General features: G+C 71.6%; 20 protein-coding genes. 12 read left to right on the top strand and 8 right to left on the bottom strand.

Features of this window, described 5'->3' with window-relative positions:
• Positions 1–28 precede the first annotated feature (28 nt).
• The 8 genes from pelF (at position 29) to GSY65_RS02475 (ending at position 8,617) form a co-directional block, all read left to right on the top strand.
• A complete protein-coding gene (pelF, locus tag GSY65_RS02510) occupies positions 29–1,546 on the top strand; it encodes a GT4 family glycosyltransferase PelF (protein WP_159765729.1) in 1,518 nt (505 codons plus the stop codon).
• The gene (locus tag GSY65_RS02505) at positions 1,543–2,961 is read left to right on the top strand and encodes a hypothetical protein (RefSeq protein WP_159765728.1); all 1,419 of its coding nucleotides are present in this window, start codon (positions 1,543–1,545) and stop codon (positions 2,959–2,961) included. The genes pelF and GSY65_RS02505 overlap by 4 nt, the downstream gene beginning before the upstream one ends.
• A gap of 64 nt (positions 2,962–3,025) precedes the next feature.
• Positions 3,026–4,027 carry a GDP-mannose 4,6-dehydratase gene (locus GSY65_RS02500; protein WP_159765727.1) on the top strand — a complete coding sequence of 334 codons (1,002 nt, stop codon included), beginning with the start codon at positions 3,026–3,028 and terminating at the stop codon, positions 4,025–4,027.
• A gap of 69 nt (positions 4,028–4,096) precedes the next feature.
• The gene (locus GSY65_RS02495; protein ID WP_159765726.1) at positions 4,097–4,810 is read left to right on the top strand and encodes a nucleotidyltransferase family protein; all 714 of its coding nucleotides are present in this window, start codon (positions 4,097–4,099) and stop codon (positions 4,808–4,810) included.
• Positions 4,811–4,817: 7 nt separating this feature from the next.
• Positions 4,818–5,786 carry an NAD-dependent epimerase/dehydratase family protein gene (locus tag GSY65_RS02490; protein ID WP_159765725.1) on the top strand — a complete coding sequence of 323 codons (969 nt, stop codon included), beginning with the start codon at positions 4,818–4,820 and terminating at the stop codon, positions 5,784–5,786.
• A complete protein-coding gene (locus tag GSY65_RS02485) occupies positions 5,783–6,448 on the top strand; it encodes a spherulation-specific family 4 protein (RefSeq protein ID WP_159765724.1) in 666 nt (221 codons plus the stop codon). The genes GSY65_RS02490 and GSY65_RS02485 overlap by 4 nt, the downstream gene beginning before the upstream one ends.
• A complete protein-coding gene (locus tag GSY65_RS02480) occupies positions 6,445–7,239 on the top strand; it encodes an endo alpha-1,4 polygalactosaminidase (RefSeq protein WP_159765723.1) in 795 nt (264 codons plus the stop codon). The genes GSY65_RS02485 and GSY65_RS02480 overlap by 4 nt, the downstream gene beginning before the upstream one ends.
• 148 nt (positions 7,240–7,387) lie before the next feature.
• The gene (locus GSY65_RS02475) at positions 7,388–8,617 is read left to right on the top strand and encodes a PP2C family protein-serine/threonine phosphatase (protein WP_159765722.1); all 1,230 of its coding nucleotides are present in this window, start codon (positions 7,388–7,390) and stop codon (positions 8,615–8,617) included.
• A 15-nt stretch (positions 8,618–8,632) separates the two neighbouring features.
• Here GSY65_RS02475 and GSY65_RS02470 read toward each other — a convergent pair whose 3' ends face one another.
• Together GSY65_RS02470 and GSY65_RS02465 are read right to left on the bottom strand one after the other, a co-directional pair.
• Positions 8,633–8,902, bottom strand: a complete 270-nt coding sequence (locus tag GSY65_RS02470) for a hypothetical protein (protein WP_159765721.1) — start codon at positions 8,900–8,902, stop codon at positions 8,633–8,635.
• 211 nt (positions 8,903–9,113) lie between these two features.
• Entirely contained in the window at positions 9,114–10,565 is a 1,452-nt protein-coding gene (locus GSY65_RS02465) for a glyceraldehyde-3-phosphate dehydrogenase (RefSeq protein WP_159765720.1), read from the bottom strand.
• A gap of 784 nt (positions 10,566–11,349) precedes the next feature.
• Here GSY65_RS02465 and GSY65_RS02460 point away from each other — a divergent pair.
• On the top strand, positions 11,350–14,325 hold the full coding sequence (locus GSY65_RS02460; RefSeq protein ID WP_159775553.1) for a carbohydrate binding domain-containing protein: 2,976 nt from the start codon (positions 11,350–11,352) through the stop codon (positions 14,323–14,325).
• A gap of 138 nt (positions 14,326–14,463) precedes the next feature.
• Positions 14,464–14,883: an SseB family protein gene (locus GSY65_RS02455; protein ID WP_159765719.1), complete on the top strand. Its 420-nt coding sequence runs from the start codon at positions 14,464–14,466 to the stop codon at positions 14,881–14,883.
• An 86-nt stretch (positions 14,884–14,969) separates the two neighbouring features.
• Here GSY65_RS02455 and GSY65_RS02450 read toward each other — a convergent pair whose 3' ends face one another.
• The 6 genes from GSY65_RS02450 to GSY65_RS02425 are packed head-to-tail and all read right to left on the bottom strand — an operon-like array spanning position 14,970 to position 23,158.
• Entirely contained in the window at positions 14,970–15,368 is a 399-nt protein-coding gene (locus GSY65_RS02450) for a MarR family winged helix-turn-helix transcriptional regulator (RefSeq protein WP_159765718.1), read from the bottom strand.
• Between the two features lie 56 nt (positions 15,369–15,424).
• The gene (gene glgB / locus GSY65_RS02445; RefSeq protein ID WP_159765717.1) at positions 15,425–17,662 is read right to left on the bottom strand and encodes a 1,4-alpha-glucan branching enzyme; all 2,238 of its coding nucleotides are present in this window, start codon (positions 17,660–17,662) and stop codon (positions 15,425–15,427) included.
• A gap of 4 nt (positions 17,663–17,666) precedes the next feature.
• On the bottom strand, positions 17,667–19,049 hold the full coding sequence (locus GSY65_RS02440) for a maltokinase N-terminal cap-like domain-containing protein (protein WP_159765716.1): 1,383 nt from the start codon (positions 19,047–19,049) through the stop codon (positions 17,667–17,669).
• Positions 19,050–19,078: 29 nt separating this feature from the next.
• Entirely contained in the window at positions 19,079–20,797 is a 1,719-nt protein-coding gene (gene treS / locus GSY65_RS02435) for a maltose alpha-D-glucosyltransferase (RefSeq protein WP_159765715.1), read from the bottom strand.
• The gene (locus tag GSY65_RS02430; protein ID WP_159765714.1) at positions 20,794–22,803 is read right to left on the bottom strand and encodes an alpha-1,4-glucan--maltose-1-phosphate maltosyltransferase; all 2,010 of its coding nucleotides are present in this window, start codon (positions 22,801–22,803) and stop codon (positions 20,794–20,796) included. The genes treS and GSY65_RS02430 overlap by 4 nt, the downstream gene beginning before the upstream one ends.
• Positions 22,804–22,861: 58 nt before the next feature.
• Positions 22,862–23,158, bottom strand: a complete 297-nt coding sequence (locus GSY65_RS02425; RefSeq protein WP_159765713.1) for a DUF5133 domain-containing protein — start codon at positions 23,156–23,158, stop codon at positions 22,862–22,864.
• Between the two features lie 315 nt (positions 23,159–23,473).
• On the opposite strand from GSY65_RS02425, the gene GSY65_RS02420 reads away from it, so the two are divergent.
• Together GSY65_RS02420 and glgX are read left to right on the top strand one after the other, a co-directional pair.
• A complete protein-coding gene (locus tag GSY65_RS02420; RefSeq protein ID WP_159765712.1) occupies positions 23,474–24,058 on the top strand; it encodes a pep a2 in 585 nt (194 codons plus the stop codon).
• Positions 24,059–24,201: 143 nt separating this feature from the next.
• A complete protein-coding gene (gene glgX, locus GSY65_RS02415) occupies positions 24,202–26,292 on the top strand; it encodes a glycogen debranching protein GlgX (protein ID WP_159775551.1) in 2,091 nt (696 codons plus the stop codon).
• Positions 26,293–26,400: the final 108 nt, after the last annotated feature.

Genomic DNA, 26,400 nt, shown 5'->3' with positions numbered 1-26,400 from the left:
CCCCACACCCCGGCCGTGGAGCACAACGATGCCCGTTCCGCACGGAACGCGAAACCCTGGCGCAACGCGCGTCACCCTGCTCACCGAAGGCACCTATCCCCATAGTCACGGCGGCGTCAGCGTCTGGTGCGACCAGCTCGTCCAGGGAATGCCCGATCTCGACTTCGACGTCATCGCCGTGACCGGCACCGGGCGCGAACCCCTCGTCTGGGAGCTGCCGGCACACGTGTCCCGCGTGCTGTCCGTCCCCATGTGGGGCGACCCGCCGCAGGGCGACCCGCCCCGGGGCCGCGCCCGCAGCCGGCTCGCCACCGCCTACGAGCAGTTCCTCACCGCCCTGCTCGACCCCCGCGCCGAACCCGGCTTCGCCCCCGCCCTGTACACGATGGCCAGGGCCGCCGCCGACGGCGCGCTCAGCCCCTTCCTGCGCTCGGACCGCGCGATCACCCTGCTGACCACGGTGTGGAACCGCCCCGGCCTCGCCGTGCGCGAGTCCGGGCCCACCCTCCACGACGCGCTCACCGCGACCTCCCTGCTGGAACACGCCCTGCGCCCGCTGGCCGCGCCCCCGCCCGAGACCGGCGTCGCCCACGCGGTCAGCGGAGGCGTCGCCGTCCTGCCCGGACTCGCCGCACTGGACCGGCACGGCGTCCCCCTGCTGCTCACCGAGCACGGCGTCTACCTGCGCGAACGCTATCTCGGCTATCGCACCGCCCCCTACCGCTGGCCGGTCAAGGCCGTCGTCCTCGGCTTCTTCCGCCTCCTCGCGGAAGAGACGTACCGCAGGGCCGCCCTGATCACCCCCGGAAACCGCTACAACCGGCTCTGGGAGGAACAGGGCGGCGCCGACCCGGAATCCATCCGCACCGTCTACAACGGCGTCGACCCCGCCGCGTTCCCGCCCGCCGGACCCGAACCGCAGACCCTCACCCTCAGCTGGGCGGGCCGCGTCGACCCGATCAAGGACCTGGAGACCCTCATCCGGGCCTTCGCCCTCGTCCGGGCCCGACTGCCCGAGGCCCGGCTCAGGCTGTTCGGCGGGACCCCCAAGGGCGGCGAGGGCTACCGGGAACGCTGCGAGGCCCTCGCCGCCGAACTCGGGCACGCCGACGCCGTCACCTTCGAGGGCCGCGTCGACGACATCAAGGACGCCTACGCGGCCGGCAACGTCGTGATGCTCTCCAGCATCAGCGAGGGCTTCCCCTTCACCCTGATCGAGGCCATGTCGTGCGGCCGGGCCACCGTCTCCACCGACGTGGGCGGGGTCCGCGAGGCCGTCGGCGACACCGGGCTCGTGGTACCGCCCCGCGACCCCGCGGCGATGGCCGCGGCGGCGCTCGAACTGCTCGGCGATCCCGCCCGCCGCGCCGCCATGGGCGAGGCGGCACGGCTGCGGGTCATCGAACAGTTCACGCTCCGCCAGACCATCGACACCTTCCGGTCCATCTACCTCGAACTCCCCGGCCTGGTCCGGGCGCCGGCGGACGCACCGGTCCCGCCGGTCCCACCGGGGGAGCTGACCGCGGTCGGCACGGTGGCCGGATGAGCGGGCCCATGCCACTCGAACCCGGCGGCGTCGAACACGACACGCTCGCCATCCGCCTCGCCGACCGGCGCCGTCCGCGCCGCCGCCCCAGCTGGGCCCTCGCCGACGACACCACCCTCACCATCCGGCTGCCCCGCCAGGGGCCCGACGAGGCGGCGGTCAGCGAACTCGCCGCCGAACTCGCCGACCGCATAGGCCCCGCCGTCCACCCCTACGAGGTGGCCGCGTTCCTGGAGGCGGAGGGCCTGTCCGCCACCGTGATCAAGGAACGGTACGGTCACCCCACCCTCTTCTCCCTGGCCGCCGCGCTCTACGAACGGGTACCGAGGACGTTCCCCGAGCCCCCCTCGCAACCCGACGTGTGGCGTCCCGACACCGTGCGCTGCCTGCTGCGCGGCGTGCTGTTCGCGCTGCCCGGGCTCGCCTACCTGCTCACCGCGCCCCTGTGGAACCCCGGCGGGCATGCCTTCGCCCTGATCCTCGCCGGACTCGTCTCCTGGGCCTGGGGCCAGGCCCTCGGCCACCGCGCCCACCTGCGCATGGCGACCGGACGGCACGAGGCCGCCCGTACCCTGCTGACCGGTGCGCCCCTGGGCGCGGCCGCCGCCACGGCCGCCGCCGCGCTGCCCGCCGGAGGCGGACCGGTGACCCTCGTCGCCGCCGCGCAGTCCGCCTACCTCGCGGCGGCCGGTGTCCTGCTGGTGCTGGCCCGCGAACGGCTGCTGCTCGCCGCGCTCAGCCCGCTGATCGCCGGCGCCGCCGTCCTGCCCTGGTGGGAACCCGGCCCTCTGTTCCGGGCCGGACTGCCGGTGCTCGCCCTGACCGCCACCCTCGCCGTCACCGGCCGGGTGCTGCGCACCGCGCTCGCCGTCGACGCCGTGCCGGGCGCCACCCGGCCCCGCCTGCTGCCCTCCCTTCCGTACGGCCTGTTCGGACTGGCCGCCGGAGTGCTCGTCCTGCTCGAAGGACGCGAGGAACCGTACGCGGTGATCGTGCTCACCGTCAGCATGGGACCGGCCGAATGGCTGCTCTACCGCTACCGGGGCCTGTCCGTCGCCGCCCTCCGGGCCGTCGCGACCCCCGTGGGGTTCCTGCTCCGCTCGGCCGGCGTGCTCGGCCTCTGCCTGCTCGCCTACCTCCTGCCGCTGCTGCCCGCGGCCCTGCTCACCGGCGCCGACCCGGCACCGCTGCTGCTCCTCGCCGCCGCGCTGTGGACCGCGCTGCTGCTCCAGGCGTTCGGCACCGCCTGGCCGCCGGCCCTGATCTGCCTCGCCGCGGCCGCTACCGCAGGAACGATCACTCTGCTGCGCCTGCCACCCGGCGACCCCGCGCTGGCGCTCAGCTGCGCCGCCGCCGCGCTGTGTCTGTCGGCGTGCGCGCTGCGCGTGCTCGGCCGACCCGCGCCGCACGCCTGAGCCCCGCGCTCACCCATGACCCCGCCACAGCCCCCACATCCGACCTACCGGAAGGACACCACCGTTGACCTCCGCACCGCTCGCCGCCGTCACCGGAGCCGAGGGCTTCATCGGCTCCCACCTCACCGAGGCGCTCGTCGCCTCCGGCCACCGTGTGCGCGCCATGGCCCAGTACAACTCCTTCTCCTCGTACGGCTGGCTGGAGACCCTCCACCCCGACGTCCTCGACCACGTGGAGATCGTCCTCGGCGATGTCCGCGACCCCGGCTCCGTCCGCGGTCTCCTCGACGGCGCCGACACCGCCTACCACCTGGCCGCGCTCATCGCGATCCCGTACTCGTACCAGGCCCCGCACAGCTACGTGGACACCAACGTCACCGGCACCCTCAACGTGCTGGAGGCCGTCCGCGCCCTCGGCACGCCCCGCCTGGTGCACACCTCCACCAGCGAGACGTACGGCACCGCGCGGACCGTGCCCATCACCGAGGACCACCCCATCCACACCCAGTCCCCGTACGCCGCCTCCAAGGCAGGCGGGGACCGGCTGGCCGACAGCTACCACGCCAGCTTCGACACCCCCGTGGTCACCCTGCGGCCGTTCAACACCTTCGGCCCCCGCCAGTCCATGCGCGCGGTGATCCCCACCGTCATCGGCCAGGTCGCGGCGGGGGAGCGCACCATCACCCTCGGCGACCTGCGGCCCACCCGCGACTTCACCTTCGTCAAGGACACCGCGCGGGCCTTCCTCGCCGTCGGCACCGCCCCCGCCGAACGGGTCGTGGGCCGCACCTTCAACGCCGGAACCGGCGGGGAGATCGCGGTCGGCGACCTCGTCGCCCTCATCGGCAAGGTGATGGACACCGCCCTCGACGTCCGCGAGGACGCCGCCCGCATCCGGCCCGCCAACTCCGAGGTCATGCGGCTCGTCGCCGACGCGAGCAGGCTCACCGCCGCCACCGGCTGGCAGCCCGCCCACTCCCTGGAGGAAGGGCTCGCCGAGACCGTGGAGTTCTTCCGCGACCCGGCCAACCTCGCCCGCTACAAGACCGGGATCTACAACATCTGACTCCCGTCCGGCACGACCCGCTCGGCCGGCGCGGCCGCGCGGTCCACGACGTCCTGAAGGAGGAGCACCATGCACGCAGTGATCCTGGCGGGAGGCAAGGGCGTACGGCTGCGGCCCTACACGACCGCGCTGCCGAAGCCGCTCGTCCCCATCGGCGACCAGCACGCCATCCTGGAGATCGTGCTGCGCCAGCTCTCCACCGCCGGATTCACCCACTGCACCATCGCCATCGGCCACCTGGGCGAGATCATCCGCGCCTATGTCGGCGACGGCTCCCAGTGGGACCTGACCGTCGACTACGCCACAGAGGAGAGCCCCCTGGGCACCATGGGCCCGCTGCTCAACCTGCGCGACCGGCTCCCCGAGGAGTTCCTGGTGATGAACGGCGACATCCTCACCGACCTCGACTACGCCGACGTCCTGCGCCGGCACCGCGACTCCGGCGCGCCGCTCACCATCGCCACGTACGCCCGCAAGGTGCACATCGACTTCGGTGTGCTCACCACCGACGCCAGCAGGGTCGTGGCGTTCACCGAGAAGCCCAGCATCGACTACCGGGTCTCCATGGGCGTCTACGGGGTGTCCCGTTCGACGCTGGAGGGCTACACGCCCGGACTGCCCCTCGGCTTCGACGAACTGGTCCTCGACCTGATCAGGACCCGGAACCAGCCGCACGCCTACGAGTTCGACGGGTACTGGCTGGACATCGGCCGCCCCGACGACTACGACCGGGCCAACGCCGAGTTCACCACCCGCAAATCGCTTCTGCTCAAGGGAGCCTGAGCACCACATGCGCATTCTCGTCCTGGGTTCCACCGGCTATCTGGGCGGCCACGTCGCCGCACGGCTGCGCAGCCTGCCCGGCGCGCGGGTCCTCGGCGGCGGGCGCTCGCCGGCCGCCGAGTTCCCCGTGGACCTCGCCACCGTACGACCCGAGCAACTGGCGAAGGCCCTGGCGTCCGTCGCACCGGACACCGTGGTCAACTGCGCGGGCGCCACCGGCGGCGACGCCGTGACCCTCGCGGAGGTCAACGCCCGCGGCCCCGCGGTCCTGTGCGCCGCCCTGCGCGAGGCGGCGCCCGGCGCCCGCCTCGTGCACCTGGGCTCGGCCGCCGAGTACGGGCCCGGCGCGCCCGGCACCCGGACGGCCGAGACGGCGCCCACCCGGCCGACCGCCCCGTACGGCGCCACGAAGCTGGCCGGCACGGTCGCGGTCACCGGCGCCGGTCTGGACGCGGTGGTCCTGCGCGTCGGCAACCCCGTCGGTCCGGGGGCGCCGGCGAGCGGACTGCCCGGCAGGATCGCCCGCCTGCTGCGCACGACCGACCGGGACGGGGTGCTGCGTCTGGGCGACCTCTCCGCGCACCGCGACTTCGTCGACGTCCGCGACGTCGCCCGCGCCGCCGCCCTCGCGGCCACGGCACCGGGCCCCCTGCCCCCGATCCTCAACATCGGCGGCGGCCGGGCGGTCCTGGTACGCGACCTGGTCCACCTCCTGGCCGACAAGGCAGGGTTCCGGGGCCGCGTCGAGGAGAACACCACGCCACCGGGCAGCCCGGCGGGAACGGTCGGTGCTGGTGCTGGTGCTGGTGCTGGTGCTGGTGCTGGTGCTGGCGGTGGTGGTGTCGGGGGGCCCGCGCGGTCCGCCGATGTGTCGTGGCAGTGTTCGGACGTCACCGCCGCCGAGGAGGCGCTCGGCTGGCGGCCGGAGCACTCCCTCGACGACGCCCTGACCGCGCTCTGGGAAGAGCACCGGTGAGCCTGCTCGTGCCCCTCTACGTCCACCCGGCCGAGGACCCGGGGGCCTGGCACCGGCTGATCACGGCCGCGACCCGCACCTACGCGGTCGTCCTCAACCCGGCGAACGGGCCGGGCGACCGCCCCGACCCCGCGTTCGGCGCGGCCGCCGCCGCCCTGCGCGGGGCCGGGGCCCGCCTCCTCGGCTACGTCGACACCGACTACGGGATGCGCGACCGCGCCGAGATCGCCGACGACGTCCGCCGCCACCGGGAGTGGTACGCGGCCGACGGCTGCTTCCTCGACCAGGTGACCGCCACCCCGGACGGCCTGCCCGCCTGTCGGCGGCTGGTGCGCGCGCTGCGCCGCCTCGGCGCGGAGACGGTCGTCCTCAACCCCGGCGTCCACCCGGCGCCCGGCTACGCCCGCCTCGCCGACCTGACCGTCACCTTCGAAGGCCACTGGTCGACGTACGTGTCGTCGTTCAGCAGACCGGCGTGGACCGCCCGCCACCTGCCCGAACGGCTGTGCCACCTCGTCTACGGGGTGCCCGAGGCGCTCGTCCCGCTCGCCGTGCGCACCGCGCACGATCGGGGCGCGGGCGTCTGCGGCCCCGTCACCGGCGAACCACCCAACCCGTGGGCCCGGCTGACGCCCGCGCTGACCGGGAGCACCGAACGATGAGGCGCACGGCACTGGCGTACACGACCCTGCTGTTCACCCTGGTGGCTTCGGCGCTCGCGGGCTGCGGCGACACCCCGGACCGTCCGTCCGGCGAACGGTGGCTGCCCCGTCCCGGTCTCGCCTGGCAGTGGCAGCTGGACGGGAAGGTCGACCCGTCGGCGGACGTGCCGGTCTACGACATCGACGGCTTCGAGAACTCCGCGGCGGACGTGGCCCGGCTGCACCGCGACGGCCGCAAGGTCATCTGCTACGTCAATGTGGGCGCCTGGGAGGACTTCCGGCCCGACAAGGACGCCTTCCCCCGCTCGGTGCTCGGCGAGCCCAACGGCTGGGCCGGTGAACGGTGGCTGGACATCCGGCGGCTGGACGTCCTGCGGCCGCTCATGGAACGCCGCTTCGACATGTGCCGGGACAAGGGCTTCGACGCCGTCGAACCCGACCTGGTCGAGGGCTACGGCAACGACACCGGCTTCCCGCTCACCGCCCGTGACCAGCTCGCCTACAACCGCATGATCGCCGACATCGCCCATGAGCGGGGCCTGTCGGTGGGCCTGAAGAACGACCTCCCGCAGATCCCCCAACTGCTGGCCCACTTCGACTTCGCGGTCAACGAGGAGTGCGCCCAGTACGACGAGTGCGCCGACCTCAGCCCGTTCATCGCGGCCGGCAAGGCCGTGTTCCACGTCGAGTACACCGAACCGAGGGGCGCCTTCTGCGCGGAGTCCCGGCGGCTGCGGCTGTCCTCGATGGTCAAACGCCCGGAGCTGGACGCATGGCGCAAGCCCTGCTGAGTGCCCGCGCGCCGCCCGGTCGCTCCGCGCCCCCTCCGGACACAAGAGGTGAGCTGCCGCTTTCGCCGATGCCGGGGACGCGCCGTCCCGGCCGCAGGATCCTATGGTGGAGATCGCAGGACTGGCACGGACGCTGAGGCGGCGAACCATGGCGGAGACGGAGACGGACTACGCGGCGGTGTTCCAGGCGCTGCCCGGCATGGTGGCACTCCTGACGCCCGATCTGATCTACGCGGACGCGAACGACGAGTTCCTGCGGCAGTCCGGCCGCACCAGGGAACAGGTGGTGGGCCGGTACCTGTTCGACGTGTTCCCCGACAACCCCAGCGACTCCGGCGCCACCGGGATGCGGAACCTGGCGGCGTCCCTGGCCCGGGTGGTCGAGAGCGGCGAACGGGACGCCATGGCGCTCCAGCGCTACGACGTGGAGTCGGCGGAGCGGCCCGGCGAGTGGGAGGAGCGCTACTGGTCCCCGGTGAACGCCCCGCTGCTCGGCCCCGACGGCAGCGTGGTGCTGCTGATCCACAAGGTGGAGGAGGTCACCGAGCTGATCCGGGCCCGTGCCAGACCGCTGGGCGACCGGGCCCGGGTCCTGGAGGCCGAGCTGTACACCCGCGCCCGTGAACTGCAGGAGGTCAACGAACGCCTCCGCCGGGCGCACGCCCGGGAACGCGAGGTCGCCCTCGCCCTGCAGCGGGCGATGCTGCCCGCGCCCGGCCCCGTCCGCCACCACCGCGCGGCGGTGCGCTACCGGCCGGCCACCGGCGCGCTGAACGTGTGCGGCGACTGGTACGACCTCGTGGACATGGCCGGCGAGGACCGGATCGCTGTCGCCGTGGGCGACGTCGTCGGGCACGGCCTGCCCGCCGCCTGCGCCATGGGCCAGCTGCGCAGCGCGCTCAGCGCCGCCTCCCTCGTCGCGGACGGACCCGCCGAGGCGCTGGACGCCCTCGGTCTGTACGCCGACTCCGTCGAGGGCGCCGAGAACACCACCGTCGTCCAGACCTGCATCGACTGGACCGACCACACCATCACCTACAGCAGCGCGGGCCATCTGCCGCCCGCGCTGCTCCGCGCGGACGGCACGGTCACCTTCCTCGACCGGGCGACCGACCCGCCGCTCGGCGCCCGGCCCGACCGGGTGGCCCGCCCACAGGCCACCGTGGGCTTCGCCGCGGGCGACACCCTCGTCCTATACACGGACGGGCTGATCGAGCGCCGTGTCGAGGACATCGACACCGGTCTGGCCCGCCTGGCCGACGCCCTCACCCGCCATCGCCGGTCCGATGCGGAGGAACTCGCCGACGCCCTCCTGCTCGATCTGCTCCCCGTGAGCGGCGCCACCGACGACACCGCCCTCGTGATCATCGACCTGTGACCGGCCGGGCCCGCGTCACCGCCGGACGACCTGATCGGCCGACCGGCGGGCCTGCGCGAGCAGGGTGCCGTGGGCGCTGAGGGCGTCCGGGTCGTCCCGCACGGCGTCGGGCACCCGGCGGTGCAGTTCGTCGAGAGCGCAGGACCGCTCCTCGACGGCCTCCCGCAGCGCGATGTCGGCGTCGCGAGCGTCGCCGGTCGCGGAGAACCGGGTCCGGCTGTACAGGCCGACGGCGCAGGCGGTGCGCCGCAGGAAGTCCGCGTACGGACCGGTGATCCCCGGCACGGGACGGGCCCGCCGCCGTGGGCCGAGACCTCCGGCACGGTACGGGTCACGCCCGCCGTGTGCACGGCGACACGGTCGAGCACCGTTTCCGTTCCTCGCCTCGTCCGTTCACGGCGCTGCGAGTGCCATGGACCCCCGCCGGTCACACCGCGGGGCCGGTCGGACGTGTCGTCCGACCGGCCCCGCGACCGTGGGATGCCCTGCCCGGACGTCAGACCGCCGGGGACGGGTACGTCGGGTACTCCACGCCGGAGACGTGCTGGACGACCCGGATGACCTGGCAGGAGTAGCCGAACTCGTTGTCGTACCAGAGGTAGAGGATCGCGTTGTCGCCGTCGACCTTGGTGGCGCCCGCGTCGACGATCGAGGCGTGGCGTGAGCCGATGAAGTCGCTGGAGACCGAGTCGGGCGCGTTGGTGAAGTCGATCTGGCGCTTGAGCGGCGAGGTCAGCGAGACGCCCCGGAGGTAGTCGAGGACCTCCTCGCGGTCGGTCTCCCGGCCGAGGCGCAGGCTCAGGATCGCGATCGACACGTCCGGGACGGGGACGCGGATCGAGCTGCCGGTGATCGGCGCCTTCAGGTCGGGCAGCGCCTTGGCGACGGCCGAGGCGGCGCCCGTCTCCGTGATGACCATGTTGAGCGGCGCGGAGCGGCCGCGACGGTCCGACTTGTGGTAGTTGTCCAGCAGGTTCTGGTCGTTGGTGAACGAGTGGACGGTCTCCACGTGACCGCGCAGCACACCGAACTCGTCGTCCATCGCCTTCAGCGGCGGCACGATCGCGTTGGTGGTGCAGGACGCGCAGGACAGGATCTGCTCGTCCGGCTTGATCGTGTCGTGGTTGACGCCGTGCACGATGTTCGGGACGTCGCCCTTGCCCGGCGCGGTCAGGACGACCTTGTCGATGCCGGGACGCAGGTGCTGTGACAGGCCCTCGCGGTCGCGCCACTTGCCGGTGTTGTCGATGAGGATGGCGTTTTTGATGCCGTGTTCGGTGTAGTCCACCTCGGACGGGTCGTTCGCGTAGATCACCTTGATGGTGTTGCCGTTGGCGACGATCGTGCTGTTCGCCTCGTCGACGGTGATCGTGCCCTGGAACTGGCCGTGGATGGAGTCGCGGCGCAGCAGCGAGGCACGCTTCACGATGTCCTCGGAGGCCCGCCCGCCGCCGCGCACCACGATGGCGCGCAGCCGCAGACCGTTGCCGGACCCGGCCTTCTCGATCAGCAGACGGGCGACGAGACGGCCGATGCGGCCGAAGCCGTAGAGGACGACGTCACGCCCCTCGGCCCCCTCGATCTTGTTGGCGCCGGTGGCGCCGGCGACGGCCTCGGCGGTGAACTCCGCGACCGACAGGCCCCGGTCGTCGGCCTGGTGGGCCTCGGCGAGCAGGCCGATGTCGATCTGGGAGGGCCCGAGGTCGAGGGTGGTGAGGGCCTGGAGGAACGGCAGCGTGTCGGTGACCGAGAGCTCCACGCCGGCGATCTGCCGGGCGAAACGGTGCGTCTTCAGGATGCTGACCACCGACTTGTTCACCAAGGAGCGGCTGTGCAGCAGGACCGTGACGTCCCGCTCGCGGTGCAGCTTCCCGATGATCGGGATCATCGACTCCGCGATCTCCTCGCGGTGCTTCCAAAGGGTGAACGAGTCCTCGTTGACAGTCACAGATTTATCTTTCGAGCTAGGCGGCGCTCATATGCTAAACCGACGCCCGCTCGATCCCGCCACCGGGGTGGTGACGAGCCCCTGCACATCGATGTCTTGCCCTCCCGCGCCCGCCGCGTGCCGCCCCGCCGCGCTCGTCGGCGGTGAGGCGCGCCCCGAGCCCTGGTGGAGGTCCACTTCCCCGTCGTACTCGACGGCGAGCACCGTCGCGTGCGGGTACGGGTACGGGTACGGGTCCAGGCCGGCCTCGCCGGGGCGTCGATTCGTCTCGGTGCAGTGGCGCACCAGCCGGCGCACCGACTTGTGGTTGTCGTCGCGGTGCTGGAAACCCCATGAGTCGTTGACGGTGAGACGCAGCTCTCATGGCCCTTCGGGTCCTTCGAGCGGCACGCCCTGCTCCGGGTGACGTAGTCCCCGTGGCCCGGCATCCGGGCGTGGAGGCCGGTGTCCGGGTTCTCCGGAGGATCATCCGGGCCGGCTCCGCGATCCGCCGATGCTGTTCGGTCCGCTCGCGCTCGCCGTCGAACCGGGGCAGGTCGAGGCGAAAGCGCTCGACTCTCACCCGAGGGCTCCGCCGGCCCCCGGCGGCTCGCGTCCGCCCCGAGCCCGCCACGCACTCGGCCTCCGCGCGAACCCCCTGTGTGCGAACGCCCGTTGCGCGATCCCTTTACGCCACTGTCATGTCCCTGTAGCTTCCGCCTGCAAGCCCTTTCTGGAACTTTCCGGTTCATCTTGCAGAGCAACTCTCCTCCTCCCCACCCGCATTGGAGTCCCTGTGAGACCGCTGAGACGCACATCCCCACACCGGCCACGACGTCCACGCGTGGCGCTGGTCGTCGCGGCTGCCCTCCTCGGAGCGCTCACGGCCACGCCCGGAACCGCCCGTGCCGCTCTGGAACCGGCCGCCGCCGGGACGAACACGGCGACGGTCTTCTACTACACGAAGACCAAGAACTGGTCCTCGACCTACCTCCACTACGCCCCCGAGGGCGGCAGTTGGACGACCGTGCCGGGCACCCGCATGGAGGCCGCCTGCACCGACTGGGTGAAGAAGACCGTGGACCTCGGCGCGGCCACCGGTCTGAAGGCCACCTTCAACAACGGCAGCGGCACCTGGGACAACAACGGCGGCGCCGACTACGCCCTCGGCACGGGCACCCTCACCGTCAAGGACGGTGTGATCGCCCACAGCGACCCGTGTGCCGACACCGGCCCCGTCGAGGGCACCAGAGCGACCGTCTACTACTCCACCGCGACGACCGGCTGGACCACCGCGAACATCCACTACCAGCCCGCCGGCGGCTCGTGGACGACCCCTCCCGGCGTCGGCATGGAGGCAGCCTGCGCCGGCTGGTGGCGCAAGACCCTCGACCTCGGCACCGCCACCTCCCTCAAGGCGGCCTTCAACAACGGCAACGGCGTCTGGGACAACAACAACAGCGCCGACTACACCCTCCCCGCCGGCACGACCACCGTGAAGGACCGCACGGTCACCGCCAACGCGAAGGACCCGTGCGCCGCCGAGGCACCGGACACCGAACCCCCCACCGCCCCCACGAAGGTCACCGCGAGCGCCGACGGCACCTCGGTCGTGGTGAGCTGGGAGGCCGCCACCGACAACAGGGGCGTCACCAGGTACCAGGTCACCCGCACCGGCGGCACCACGGGCACGACCGTCACCGACGTGGCCTCGACCGTCCTGTCCGACACCGCACTGGAGGAGCGGACGCCGTACACGTACACGGTCCGGGCGGTCGACGCCGCCGGCAACGTCTCGCCCGCCTCCGCCACGGCCACCGCCACGACCGGCGAGAAGCCGCCCGCACCCGCCGGCGGCACCCCCCTCGGCACCGACCCGCGCAAGGACCCCATCTACTTCGTCCTGACCGCCCGCTTCTTCGACGGCGACAGCGGCAACAACCGGGGCGGCAGCCAGCACACCAAGTCCGGCAACGCCGAGGCCGACGACCCCATGTTCCGCGGCGACTTCAAGGGCCTGGTCGCCAAGCTCGACTACATCAAGGCGCTCGGCTTCTCCGCGGTCTGGATCACCCCGGTCGTCCTCAACCGTTCGGACTACGACTACCACGGCTACCACGGCTACGACTTCTACAAGGTCGACCCCCGTCTGGAGTCCGCGGGCGCCTCCTACCAGGACCTCATCGACGCGGCCCACGCCAAGGGCATGAAGATCTACCAGGACGTCGTCTACAACCACAGCTCCCGCTGGGGCGCCAAGGGCCTGTTCACGCCCACCGTGTACGGCGTCCGGGACAGCCAGTGGAGCTGGTACTACGACGAACGGAACGAGGGCTTCACCTACGACGGCCTCACCGTCGAGCCCAAGTCGGGGAAGTCGTACTACAACGGCGACCTGTGGTCGACGGCCGAGCCGACCGGCAACACCTGCGTCAACTGGGGCAGGCCGACCGGCGGGAAGAGCGCCGAGGGCTACACCCTCTACAACTGCCAGTGGCCGAGCCCCACGTCGGGCATGTTCCCCAAGGCGTACTACCACCAGTGCTGGATCGGGAACTGGGAGGGCGAGGACGCGCGCTCCTGCTGGCTGCACGAGGACCTCGCCGACTTCGACACCGAGAACCCGGCCGTGCAGAACTACCTGATCGGCGCCTACGACAAGTACATCGACATGGGCGTCGACGGTTTCCGCGTCGACACCGCCGTCCACATCCCGCGCGTCACCTGGAACCGCCGCTTCCTGCCGGCCATCCAGGAACGCGTCACACGGAAGTTCGGCGCGGAGGCCGCGAAGAACTTCTTCGTCTTCGGAGAGGTCGCGGCCTTCGTCAACGACAAGTGGAACCGCGGCTCGGTCAACCACTCGGCGCAGTTCTACACCTGGAAGGAGCGCAAGGAGTACAGCGCCGACGACGAGAAGGCCGCCCTGGAGCAGTACGCGTACGAGAACGGTCTGGGCACCGGAGGCCAGCCGACCTCCACCAACGCCTTCCTGCAGGGCAACGACTACCACGCACCGGACCACAGCCGGTTCTCCGGGATGAACATCATCGACATGCGCATGCACATGAACTTCAGCGACGCGCAGAACGCCTTCTCCAACGGCAAGGACTCCGACGACAGCGTCAACGACGCCACCTACAACGTCGTCTACGTCGACAGCCACGACTACGGACCGAACAAGTCGAGCGAGCGGTACAGCGGAGGAACGGACGCCTGGGCCGAGAACATGGCCCTGATGTGGACGTTCCGCGGCATCCCCACGCTGTACTACGGATCCGAGATCGAGTTCCAGAAGGGCCGGAAGATCGACTGCGGCCCCAGCTGCCCCCTGTCCACCACGGGCCGCGCCTACTTCGGCGACCACCTCGCCGGATCGGTCACCGCCTCCGACTTCGGCAGGGCCGACTCCGCGAGCGGCCAGGTCGCCACGACCCTGGCCCAGCCGCTGGTCCGGCATCTGCAACGGCTGAACCAGATCCGCCGGGCGGTCCCGGCCCTGCAGACGGGCCAGTACTCCACCGAGGGCGTCAGCGGCCAGATGGCCTTCAAACGCCGGTACACCGCCGGGGCCACGGACAGCTTCGCCCTGGTCACCGTCACCGGCGCCGCCACCTTCACCTGCGTCCCGAACGGCACCTATCGTGACGCCGTCACCGGCGATGTCCGGACCGTCACCGACGGCAGGCTCGCCGTGACCGCCCCCGGCAAGGGCAACCTGCGGGTGTACGTGCTGAACGGCCCCGGCAGGATCGGTGTCGACGGGCCGTATCTGAAGTGAGCCCCCGACCTGTGCCCCGTCCGCCGCACGGCATCGGCGGGGCACAGGATTGGCCGTCCGCGGATCGGGTACGCGAGGGGCGTCGCGCCCGGTACCGATCTCGTCCGGGCGGCCCGTCCCCACCATCAGGGATCTTCCATGGACATACCCGCCAACAACCATCCCGCGCCCCAGGACGCCACCCCGGCTCAGCGGGCGCTGACCGCCCTCGCCCTCGACAACGGCGACACGGCCGCGCTGGACACCCTGGCCGGGAGCGACGTCCTGGTGCCCGTGCCCGACGACGCCGACGACGCGGCCCTGAACGACCCCACGGCCGTGACGCTGCCCGTCCTGGAGCAGCCCGGAGGAGAACAGGTCGTCCCGGTGTTCACCTCGGAACCGGCGATGGCCGAGTTGCTGCCGTTCGTCTCCCGCTACCGGCTGGTACCGCTCGGGGCCCTCGCCTCGCAGTGGCCCGACAGCGATCTGTTCCTGACCATCGACGCCGGCTCACCGTACGGCCTGACCCTGGAGGCCCACGACGTGGGCACCCTGCTGGGAAGGCACGACGTCTGACCTCCACCGTCCGGGGAGGGGCTGCCCGGGATGTGTACGGACCTCGCGGCCCCCTCTCCGGACGCGAGGGCGCCGGTGCGCGTCGGTCAGTCGCCGCGCAGCGTCCTCGCGAGGACGTCCCGCTGCAGCGGCAGCACCTCGGAGTGCAGCGAGCGGCCCTTGTCGGTGAGGGCGACCCGGACCCCGCGCCGGTCCTCGGCGCAGACCGACCGCGTGACCAGGCCGTCCTTCTCCAGCCGTGCGATCAGCCGGGACAGGGCGCTCTGACTGAGGTGGATCTTCCCCGCGATGTTCTGCACCCGGCAGTGGTCGTCGGCGTCCGCGGCGGCGAGCCCGGACGCGAGGACGTCCAGCACCTCGAAGTCACTGGCCCCGAGGCCGTGGGGATGTAGCGCGCGGTCGATCTCGCACATCGTGCGGGCGTGCACCGCGAGGATGTCCCGCCACTGTTCCTCCAGCCGGGCATCGGCCGTGTTCGCTGCCATATGTGCACGGTAACAGAGAGTGCGGGGAGAGCCGTCCGCCCAGTTCACGCCGGGATCTACGCGGGCTTGAGCCAGATCGTCGCCAGCGGGGGCAGGGTCAGCCGGAGCGTGGCCGGGCGGCCGTCGTAGGGAGCGGGCTCCGCCTTCACGGGGTCGGCGTTGACGACGTCGCCGCCGCCGTAGGCCGCCGCGTCGGTGTTGAGGACCTCCCGCCAGGCGGGGATGTCGCCGGGCGCGCCGAGGCAGTAGTCGTGGCGCACCACGGGGCTGAGGTGGGAGACGCACAGCAGCGGGGTGCCGTCCGCGGCGAGCCGCAGGAACGCGAAGACGTTGTCCTCGGCGGCGTCGCCCTTGACCCACTGGAAGCCCGCCGGATCACTGTCGCGCTGCCAGAGCGCCGGGGTGCCCCGGTAGAGCGTGTTCAGGTCACGGACCAGGTCCCGCACGCCCCGGTGATCGGGTTCGGCGCCGTAGCCGGGGTCGAGGAGCCACCAGTCCGGGCCGTGCGGCTCGGACCATTCGCCGCCCTGGGCGAACTCCTGCCCCATGAACAGGAGCTGCTTGCCGGGGTGCGCCCACATGAAGCCCAGGTACGCCCGGTGGTTGGCGCGTCGCTGCCACCAGTCGCCCGGCATCTTCGACACCAGCGCCTGCTTGCCGTGCACGACCTCGTCGTGGGAGATCGGCAGGACGTAGTTCTCGCTGTACGCGTACACCATGGAGAACGTCATCTCGTTGTGGTGGTACTTGCGGTGCACCGGCTCCTTCGCCATGTAGCCGAGCGAGTCGTGCATCCAGCCCATGTTCCACTTCAGACCGAAGCCCAGTCCACCGCTGTCCGTGGGCCGGGTCACGCCGTCCCACGCCGTGGACTCCTCCGCGATGGTCACCACGCCCGGCGCCCGCCGGTACACGGTCGCGTTCATCTCCTGGAGGAAGGCCACCGCGTCCAGGTCCTCCCGCCCACCGAACACGTTCGGCGACCACTGGCCGGAGTCACGTGAGTAGTCGAGGTAGAGCATCGACGCGACGGCGTCCACGCGCAGCCCGTCGACGTGGAACTCCTCGCACCAGTACACGGCGTTCGCGACGAGGAAGTTGCGGACCTCCGTGCGCCCGAAGTCGAACTCGTACGTCCCCCAGTCCGGATGCTCGGCCCGCCGCCAGTCCCCGGGCTCGTACAACGGCTCCCCGTCGAAGCGGGCCAGCGCCCAGTCGTCCTTGGGGAAGTGCGCCGGAACCCAGTCCATGATCACGCCGATCCCCGCCCGGTGCAGGGAGTCGATCAGGTGCTTCAGGTCGTCCGGGCCGCCGAGCCGAGCCGTGGGCGCGTAGAACCCGGTGACCTGGTAGCCCCAGGACCCACTGAACGGGTGCTGGGCGACCGGCATGAACTCCACATGCGTGAAACCGAGGTCCCTCACATACGCCGGCAGCTCGTCCGCCAGCTGACGGTACGTCAATCCCGGTTTCCAGGACGGCAGATGCACCTCGTACACCGAGAAAGGCGCCTCGTGCACCGGGGTGTCCCCGCGCCGCGCCATCCACTCCGCGTCGCCCCACTCGTGGTGCGAGACCGTCACCACGGACGCCGTCGCGGGCGGCACCTCCGCCTGCCGCGCCATCGGGTCGGCCTTGAGGAAGCGGTGCCCGTGCCGGGAGGTGATCTCGAACTTGTACCGGGAGCCCTCGCCGACGCCCGGCAGGAACAGCTCCCACACCCCGGACGACCCCAGCGACCGCATCGGGAACGCCGTCCCGTCCCAGCAGCCGAAGTCCCCGGCGACCCGCACCCCTTGAGCGTTCGGCGCCCACACCGTGAAGCGGGTGCCGGCCACACCCTGGTGGACCATCGGCTCGGCACCGAGCGCCTTCCACAACTGCTCGTGGCGGCCCTCCCGGATCAGATGCAGATCCAGGTCGCCGAGCGCCGGAAGGAACCGGTACGGGTCGTGCAGTTCCAGGTCGGCGTCCTCGTACGACACCAGCAGCGTGTAGTCGGGGATCGCGTCGAGCGGCACCACCCCCGCGAACAGCCCGTCGCCCTCCGATGACAGGTACGTGCGCACCCCGTCGATGACGACCCGCACCGCGTGCGCGTACGGCCGCAGCGCCCGGACGGCGATCCCGCCGGGCACCGGGTGCGCACCCAGGAGGGAGTGCGGGTCGTGGTGCGCGCCCGCCAGCAGCCGTCCCCGTTCCTCGGCGGACAGGGGCGGGGCACCCGCGAAGGTGCCCGGCGGGTGCGACGGCGGACCGGCCGACTCGGGGGGAGTGATGTCGCGCAGGGCCACTGCTTCAACCTCCTCTTACGGCGAGACGCTCGATCGCCGCCATCGGTACGGGGAGCCAGTCGGGTCGGTGCCGTGCCTCGTACAGAACCTCGTAGACGGCCCGGTCGGTCTCATACGCGCGCAGCAGACCGTGCTTCTTGCGCGGGTCCCAGCCGGCGCGGGCGGCATAGCCCGCGCAGTACGCCTCGCGGCAGCGGCGCGCCCACTCGGGGCGCCAGGGGCGTCGCTGCCGGGCGGCGTAGTCGAACGAGCGCAGCATCCCCGCGATGTCCCGGACCGGGGACTGGGCGCCGCACCGCTCGGCGAGCGGACGGGACGGCTCGCCCTCGAAGTCGATGACGAACCACTCCCGGCCGGCCCGCAGCACCTGCCCCAGGTGCAGATCGCCGTGGATGCGCTGCGCGGGCGGCCCCGCATCGCAGGTGAGCAGCGCGCGGAACGCGTTCCGCAGCCCGGGCACGTACGGCCGCAGCGCCGGCACACTGTGCGCCGCCGCGTCGAGCCGCTCGGTCATCGCGGCCGCCGTCCGCGCGTTCTCGTCGTGCTCCCCGGCGGGGAACGCCGAGGCCAGCGCGAGGTGCACCTCCGCCGTGGCCCGTCCCAGCTCACGGGACTGCGCCGTGAAGTCGTCGCCGGAGGCGAGCGCGGCCAGCGCCAGCGTCCAGCCGTCGGAGGCGTCGGGCAGGAACGGCTGGAGCACACCGAGGGTCGCCGCGAACGGACGGGTCGTCCGGAACCACGCCACCGGCGCCGGCACCCGGCCGCAGCCCTGTCCCGCCAGCGCGCCGGGCACCTCCAGATCGGGGTTGACACCGGGCTGGATGCGCCGGAACACCTTCAGGATGTACGCGTCGCCGTACACCAGCGACGAGTTGGACTGCTCGGCGTCCAGCAGCCGCGGCGCCAGCCCGGCCGGCACCCGCGCCGACGGATCCCCCTCGAAGCGCAGCGGGCCCGCCGCGCCCGGGTTCCGCAGCCGTTCCAGCAGCACCCGCGCCGACCGGGGGTCGTGCAGGGCGTCGTAGACCGTGAGTCCCGCGAGCGGACCCTCCTGCACCTGCCCGATGAGGGCCCGGCCCAGGCGTGGCGCGGGATGGTCCCGTACGCCGAGCAGCAACTGGTAGCAGTCCCCGGACGGGGGAGTGCCGCCGGGAGCCGGCACCCCGCCGTGACTGCTGTGACCGGGATGTCCGGTGTGCACCAGCAGGTGCAGACAGCCCGGGTACAGCTCCGTCATGGACAGCAGCGTGAGGTCCGTGACCGGCCGGTCCTTGCCGGCGAACCAGCGCTGCCGGGGCAGCCAGTCGCGCAGCAGCCCCGCGAGCGCGGTCATCAGGTCGGCGGCGCCCCTGTCGCTGCTCGGCCGGAGCAATGCGGTCTTCGGCATGGTGACGCGTCCTTTCACCGGCCCGCGCCTCAACGCCCTAGGGCGGCGCGGGAGAGGACTCGGGAGAGCCGGAACCAGTAGAAGCCGTGGCCCGCGAGGGTGAGCAGATAGGGGAGTTCACCGATGGCGGGGAAACGGACCTGGCCGATGAGTTCGACGGGGTGGCGTCCGTCGTAGGCGCTCAGGTCGAGTTCGGTGGGCTGTGCGAACCGGGAGAAGTTGTTCACGCACAGCACGAGGTCGTCCTTGTACTCGCGCAGATAGGCGAGGACCGCGGGGTTGGACGAGTGGAGTTCCGTGTACGAGCCGAGCCCGAAGGCGGGGTTCTGCTTGCGGATCTCGATCATGCGGCGGGTCCAGTGCAGCAGCGACGCGGGCGAGGACATCGACGCCTCGACGTTGGTGACCTGGTAGCCGTAGACCGGGTCCATGATCGTCGGCAGGTAGAGCTTCCCCGGGTCGCAGGCGGAGAACCCGGCGTTGCGGTCCGGGGTCCACTGCATGGGGGTGCGGACACCGTCGCGGTCGCCGAGCCAGATGTTGTCGCCCATGCCGATCTCGTCGCCGTAGTAGAGGATCGGCGAGCCGGGCAGGGACAGCAGCAGGGCGGTGAACAGTTCGATCTGGTTGCGGTCGTTGTCCAGCAGGGGGGCGAGGCGTCGGCGGATGCCGATGTTGGCGCGCATGCGCGGGTCCTTGGCGTACTCCGCGTACATGTAGTCGCGCTCCTCGTCGGTGACCATTTCGAGGGTCAGCTCGTCGTGGTTGCGCAGGAAGATGCCCCACTGGCAGTGGGAGGGGATCGCGGGGGTCTTGGCGAGGATCTCGGAGACGGGGTGGCGCGACTCCCTGCGGACCGCCATGAAGATCCGGGGCATGACGGGGAAGTGGAACGCCATGTGGCACTCGTCGCCGCCGCTGGTGTAGTCGCCGAAGTAGTCGACCACGTCCTCCGGCCACTGGTTCGCCTCCGCGAGGATGACCGTGTCCGGGTACTGCGCGTCGATCTCCCTGCGGACCCGCTTCAGGAAGGCGTGGGTGGCGGGCAGGTTCTCGCAGTTGGTGCCTTCCTCCTGGTAGAGGTAGGGCACCGCGTCGAGCCGGAACCCGTCGATGCCGAGGTCCAGCCAGAACCGCAGCGCCGAGATCATCTCCTCCTGCACGGCGGGGTTCTCGTAGTTGAGGTCCGGTTGGTGGGCGAAGAAGCGGTGCCAGAAGTACTGCTTGCGGACGGGGTCGAAGGTCCAGTTGGAGACCTCGGTGTCGACGAAGATGATGCGGGCGTCCTGGTACTGCTTGTCGTCGTCGGCCCAGACGTAGTAGTCGCCGTAGGGGCCGTCGGGGTCCTTGCGGGACTCCTGGAACCACGGGTGCTGGTCGCTGGTGTGGTTCATGACGAAGTCGATGATGACGCGCATGCCGCGCTGGTGGGCGGCGTCGACGAACTCCACGAAGTCGGCGAGGTCGCCGAACTCGGGCAGGACGGCGGTGTAGTCGGAGACGTCGTAGCCGCCGTCCCTGAGGGGGGACTTGAAGAAGGGCGGGAGCCAGATGCAGTCGATGCCCAGCCACTGCAGGTAGTCGAGTTTCGCGGTCAGGCCCCTGAGGTCGCCGATGCCGTCGCCGTTGCTGTCCTGGAAGGAACGGACGAGGACCTCGTAGAAGACGGCGCGTTTGAACCACTCCGGGTCCCGGTCCTTCTGCGGCGTGTCCTCGAAGGTGTCCGGGATGGGCTTGTTCGTCGTCATCGGGTACCGGGCCCTCCGTTCCTGGCCGAGGACGGGGCGTCGTCGCCGTGGACCCCGACGTGGAGGATGTGTGCGGGCGCCAGGCCCGGCTCCAGGCGCACGTAGTTCGTGCTTCCCCATCGGTAGGTCTCACCCGTCAGCTCGTCGTGCATCGGCGCGTTCTCGTCGGTGCCCAGGCCGAGTTCCGTCATGTCGAGCGAGACCCGGGCGGTCTGCGTGTGGTGGGGGTCGAGGTTCACGACCACGAGGATCGTGTCGGGGCCGGTGCGCTTGCTGTAGGCCATCACCGCGTCGTTGTCGGTGTGGTGGAAGCGCAGGTTCCTGAGCCCGTGCAGTGCGGGATGGCGCCGGCGGATGTCGTTCAGCGCGGTGATGAGGGGAGTGATCGTGCGTCCTTCGCGTTCGGCGGTGTCCCAGTCGCGGGGGCGGAGTTGGTACTTCTCGGAGTCGAGGTATTCCTCGCTGCCGGGTTTGAGGGGGGTGTTCTCGCACAGTTCGTAGCCGGAGTAGACGCCCCAGGTGGGGGAGAGGGTCGCGGCGAGGACGGCGCGGAGTTCGAAGGCGGGGCGGCCGCCGTGCTGGAGGAAGGCGTGGAGGATGTCGGGGGTGTTGACGAAGAAGTTGGGGCGCATGTAGCTCGCGGCGTCGCCGGCGAGTTCGGTGGCGTACTCGGTGAGTTCGGTCTTGGTGGTGCGCCAGGTGAAGTAGGTGTAGGACTGCTGGAAGCCGGCCGCGGCGAGGGTGTGCATCATCGCGGGGCGGGTGAAGGCCTCGGCGAGGAAGATCACGTCGGGGTCGGTGCGGTTGATGTCCGCGATGACCTGTTCCCAGAACACCACGGGTTTGGTGTGGGGGTTGTCGACGCGGAAGATCCGCACGCCGTGGTCCATCCAGTGCCGCAGGATGCGGCACGTCTCCGCGATCAGGCCGGGCATGTCGGCGTCGAAGGCGATGGGGTAGATGTCCTGGTACTTCTTCGGCGGGTTCTCCGCGTACGCGATGGTGCCGTCGGGGCGGTGGTGGAACCACTCGGGGTGCTTGTCGACCCAGGGGTGGTCGGGGGAGCACTGCAGCGCGAAGTCCAGGGCCACCTCCATGCCCAGCTCGCGGGTCCGGGCGACGAAGCGGTCGAAGTCCTCCAGGGTGCCCAGGTCGGGGTGGACGGTGTCGTGGCCGCCCTCGGGGGAGCCGATGGCCCAGGGGACGCCGACGTCGTCGGGGGTGGGGGAGAGGGTGTTGTTGCGGCCTTTGCGGTGGGTGGTGCCGATGGGGTGGATCGGGGGGAGGTAGACGACGTCGAAGCCCATGGCGGCGATGGCGGGCAGGCGTCGGGCGGCGGTGCGGAAGGTGCCGTGGGGCTGTTCGGCGGTGCCCTCGGAGCGGGGGAAGAACTCGTACCAGGAGCCGAACAGGGCGCGTTCGCGCTCGACCAGCAGGGGCAGCGGGTCGGAGGAGGTGACCAGCTCCCGCAGCGGATGCCGGGCCAGCACCTCGTCCACCTCCGGCGCCAGCGCCGCCGCGAAACGTTCCGCCACCGGCAGCGTGTCGTCTCGCAGCCGCCGCACGGCACGCGTCAGCACGGCGTGCGCGTCCGCCTCCGGGACTCCGGCGGCGGCACGCTCGTACAGCTCGGCGCCCTCCTCCAGCACGAGGCCGCCGTCGATCCCGGCGGGGACCTTGATGTGCGCGACCCGGCGCCAGGTGGTCACCGGGTCGCTCCACGCCTCCACCCGGTACGTCCACCGGCCCACCGACGTCGGAGTGACGAACGCACCCCACCGGTCGGTCCCGGACCCCAGTTCCCTCATCGGCGTCCACGGCGCGGGGCGGCCCTCCGGGTCCTTCAGGACCACGTTGGCCGCGATGACGCCGTGCCCCTCCCGGAAGAGCGTCGCGGTGACCTCGAAGGTCTCTCCCACCACCGCTTTCGCGGGACGCCTGCCGCAATCGACGAGCGGGCGGACATCCCTGATGGGGATACGGCCGATGGCCGGGGTCTGGCTCATGGGTCTCACCTCCGCCGAACTCGGGATGGGAACTGCGCCGAACGGGGGCCGACGCCCCCTACCGTCCCGCGGCGGAACGCCGCTCGGACGGCGGGCCGTGGGGCACCGCACGGGTCTTGCGGGTCTGACCGGTCTGCTCCTTGAGGTACGCGGGCAGCGTCGTCTGGAGGTAGCGTTCGGCCGCGGCCACGGCCTCCCGGGCGCAGCGTTTGCCCATCAGCACGCACAGCGTGTATCCCGAGTCCTCGAAATGGTCCCGAGCGGCCCGGTCCGCGGGCGCCGCGAGCATCACGCGTTCCCACATGCGGTAGCGCCGCAGTTGTCTGGCCACCTCGTTCTTGGCGGGCAGCAGCATGTGCTGATCACCTCCCGGCACTCTCGCTGGAGCACGCTTCCCGTGGGAGGCCGTGCACTGAGGAGCACCGACGCATGAGGAGCCGGTGCTTTCACTCATGGTGCACGGACGGCGACAATGCGTCTTGTTGGCGCTTCAACCATCTCGTCCGTCGCTCGTGTTGCACGAATGGCGTAGCCACCGCACGCTGGAGCTGACTCAGAGATGATCGGTGCTCACGCTCCGTGTCCCGGACCCCTCCCGTGAGGACTGTCCGGGGCCCGTTCCGGAAGGAACGAGCGGGGCGGGAGCTTCGCCGGTGAGGAGCCAACGACGATGAAGACCGCAGTGCCTCGCTACTACCACCTCGACGTGGAAGTCAGTCCGGAACGGGTCGCGCAGGTCAGGCGCATCCTGGCCGCCCACCTCCGGTTCTGGGACCTGGAGACCCTCGTCGAACCCGTCTGCCACAGCGCCGAGCTGCTGCTGCGCGCGATCGACGAGCACGCCTCGGACAAGAACACCTCGGTCGAGATGTGGTGGAACGGGCAGCACCTCATCGCCGCGATCGCGGAGAACGACCGCGAGCTGCGACCCGACCGCGAGCTGCGGCCCTGCCTGACCCGCATCGCCGCGCTCAGCGACGGCTGGGGCTGCTGTGCCACCGACACCGGCAGCACGGTCATCTGGTTCACCCAGCGGGCCCCCGTCGACGAGAGCGTCCCCCTCGTCCCCACAGCCCCGTCGCCCACCCTGCGCGAGGTCCTCCAGGTGCCGCGCGAGGTACGGGTGGTCGCGCTCGCCGGCCCGCAGAGCGACGCCCCGGCCGCCGCGCCGGACACCGCCGCGGCCGCCGCGAGCACGGAGCGGCCCGCCAGCACGGTGCCGACCGTGTCGAGCACCTGCGACGCCGCGCGGTGACGGGGCGGGGGAAGCGGAACGGGCGCGCGCGATCCGGCGGGAGCGGATCCGCGCGCCCGGACGGCCAGGGCAAGGCGCGGGCGCACAACGCGCGGGCGGACCAGGCGCCGCCCGCGCGGACGGCGCCGCGCAAGCCCGTCACCGTGTGGAGCGGGCAGCCCTACCCGCTCGGCGCGTCCTACGACGGCACCGGCACCAACTTCGCCCTGTTCAGCGAAGTCGCCGAGGGCGTCGACCTCGTCCTCGTGGACGACGACGGCTCCCGCACGGTCCCGCTCACCGAGGTCGACGGCTTCGTCTGGCACGGCCACATCCCCGGCATCGGACCGGGACAGCGCTACGGCTACCGGGTGCACGGCCCCTGGGACCCGACCGCCGGACACCGCTGCAACCCCGCGAAACTGCTGCTCGACCCGTACACCCGGGCCGTGGACGGACAGGTGGACAACCACCCCTCGCTCTACGACCGCACCACCGACAGCGCCGGGCACACCATGCTCGGCGTGGTCACCGACCCCTACTTCGACTGGGGCGAGGACCGCCTGCCCCGTCGGCCGTACGCCGACACCGTGATCTACGAGGCCCACGTCCGGGGTCTCACCCGCACCCACCCCGACGTCCCCGCCGAACTGCGCGGCACCTACGCCGGGCTGGCGCACCCCGCGATCACCGAGCACCTCACCTCGCTGGGCGTCACGGCGATCGAGCTGATGCCGGTGCACCAGTTCGCGCAGGACGGCGTGCTCCAGGACCGGGGCCTGGCCAACTACTGGGGCTACAACACCATCGGCTTCTTCGCGCCGCACAACGACTACGCCGCCCACGGCACGCGCGGCCAGCAGGTCACCGAGTTCAAGTCGATGGTGAAGGCGCTGCACGCCGCCGGCCTCGAAGTGATCCTCGACGTGGTCTACAACCACACCGCCGAGGGCAACGAGAAGGGCCCCACCCTGTCCTTCCGCGGCATCGACAACGCCTCGTACTACCGGCTGGTGGACGGCGACTGGGAGCACTACTACGACACCACCGGCACCGGCAACAGCCTGCTGATGCGGCACCCGTACGTCCTGCAGCTGATCATGGACTCGCTGCGGTACTGGGTCACCGAGATGCACGTGGACGGCTTCCGCTTCGACCTCGCGGCCACACTGGCGCGCCAGTTCCACGAGGTCGACCGGCTGTCGGCGTTCTTCGACCTCATCCAGCAGGACCCGGTGATCAGCCGCGTCAAACTGATCGCCGAACCCTGGGACGTCGGCGAGGGCGGCTACCAGGTGGGCAACTTCCCGCCGCTGTGGTCGGAGTGGAACGGCAAGTACCGCGACGCCGTGCGGGACTTCTGGCGCGGCCGGCCCGGCACCCTGGGCGAGTTCGCCTCCCGGCTGACCGGCTCCGCCGACCTGTACGAGCACAGCCGGCGCCGGCCCCGCGCCAGCGTCAACTTCGTGACCGCGCACGACGGTTTCACCCTCCGCGACCTCGTCTCGTACAACGACAAGCACAACGAGGCCAACGGTGAGGGCAACCGGGACGGTGAGAGTGTCAACCGCTCCTGGAACTGCGGTGCCGAGGGCGACAGCGACGACGCGCGCGTCCTCACGCTCCGCGCCCGTCAGCAGCGCAACCTGCTGTCCACCCTGCTGCTCTCCCAGGGCATCCCCATGCTGTGCCACGGCGACGAGCTGGGCCGCACCCAGGGAGGCAACAACAACGCCTACTGCCAGGACAACGAGGTCTCCTGGGTCGACTGGCGGCTCTACGACGAGCAGCGCGCGCTGCTCGGCTTCACCCGGCAGCTGATCGCCCTGCGCGCCGCCCACCCGGTCCTGCGCCGCCGCCGGTACTTCCGCGGCTCCACTGCCACCTGCGCGGACCAGCCGCTGCCCGACCTGGTGTGGCTTCGACCGGACGCCCACGACATGACCGACGAGGACTGGGCCCGCCCCGACGCCCACTCCGTCGCCGTGTTCCTCAATGGCGACGCCATCGCCGAACCCGACCCGTACGGCAGGCCCGTCATCGACGACTCCTTCCTCCTGCTGCTGAACAGCCACTGGGAGCCCGTCGCCTTCCGCCTCCCCGGCACCGCCTACGGGGAGCGCTGGACCACCCGCGTCGACACCGCCGCCGAGCCGGACGGCACCCCCGACGAGACGGAGCACAAGGCCGGCACCGAGGTGCTCGTCGCCGCCCGTTCCCTGGTCGTGCTGTCACGGCCCTCCAGGACGGCCTGAACGGCGGGCGCGCACCCCCCCCGCGCAGCACCGCACAGCGCAGCACCGCACCGCCGACCGGGCGAACGGCCCGGTCGGCGGTGCGGTGCTGCGCTGTGCGTGGGTGCG

Source organism: Streptomyces sp. HM190 (assembly GCF_009857135.1).
GTDB lineage: Bacteria > Actinomycetota > Actinomycetes > Streptomycetales > Streptomycetaceae > Streptomyces > Streptomyces heilongjiangensis.
This window is presented reverse-complemented; position numbering and strand designations above follow the sequence as displayed.

Excerpts from the sequence above, each read along its gene's own strand:
- GSY65_RS02420 (WP_159765712.1), top strand. The coding sequence starts at position 23,474 with ATGAAGACCGCAGTGCCTCGCTACTACCACCTCGACGTGGAAGTCAGT.
- GSY65_RS02430 (WP_159765714.1), bottom strand. The coding sequence starts at position 22,803 with ATGAGCCAGACCCCGGCCATCGGCCGTATCCCCATCAGGGATGTCCGC.
- GSY65_RS02450 (WP_159765718.1), bottom strand. The coding sequence starts at position 15,368 with ATGGCAGCGAACACGGCCGATGCCCGGCTGGAGGAACAGTGGCGGGAC.
- treS (WP_159765715.1), bottom strand. The coding sequence starts at position 20,797 with ATGACGACGAACAAGCCCATCCCGGACACCTTCGAGGACACGCCGCAG.
- GSY65_RS02480 (WP_159765723.1), top strand. The coding sequence starts at position 6,445 with ATGAGGCGCACGGCACTGGCGTACACGACCCTGCTGTTCACCCTGGTG.
- GSY65_RS02505 (WP_159765728.1), top strand. The coding sequence starts at position 1,543 with ATGAGCGGGCCCATGCCACTCGAACCCGGCGGCGTCGAACACGACACG.
- pelF (WP_159765729.1), top strand. The coding sequence starts at position 29 with ATGCCCGTTCCGCACGGAACGCGAAACCCTGGCGCAACGCGCGTCACC.
- GSY65_RS02495 (WP_159765726.1), top strand. The coding sequence starts at position 4,097 with ATGCACGCAGTGATCCTGGCGGGAGGCAAGGGCGTACGGCTGCGGCCC.
- GSY65_RS02425 (WP_159765713.1), bottom strand. The coding sequence starts at position 23,158 with ATGCTGCTGCCCGCCAAGAACGAGGTGGCCAGACAACTGCGGCGCTAC.
- GSY65_RS02490 (WP_159765725.1), top strand. The coding sequence starts at position 4,818 with ATGCGCATTCTCGTCCTGGGTTCCACCGGCTATCTGGGCGGCCACGTC.
- GSY65_RS02475 (WP_159765722.1), top strand. The coding sequence starts at position 7,388 with ATGGCGGAGACGGAGACGGACTACGCGGCGGTGTTCCAGGCGCTGCCC.
- GSY65_RS02440 (WP_159765716.1), bottom strand. The coding sequence starts at position 19,049 with ATGCCGAAGACCGCATTGCTCCGGCCGAGCAGCGACAGGGGCGCCGCC.
- GSY65_RS02455 (WP_159765719.1), top strand. The coding sequence starts at position 14,464 with ATGGACATACCCGCCAACAACCATCCCGCGCCCCAGGACGCCACCCCG.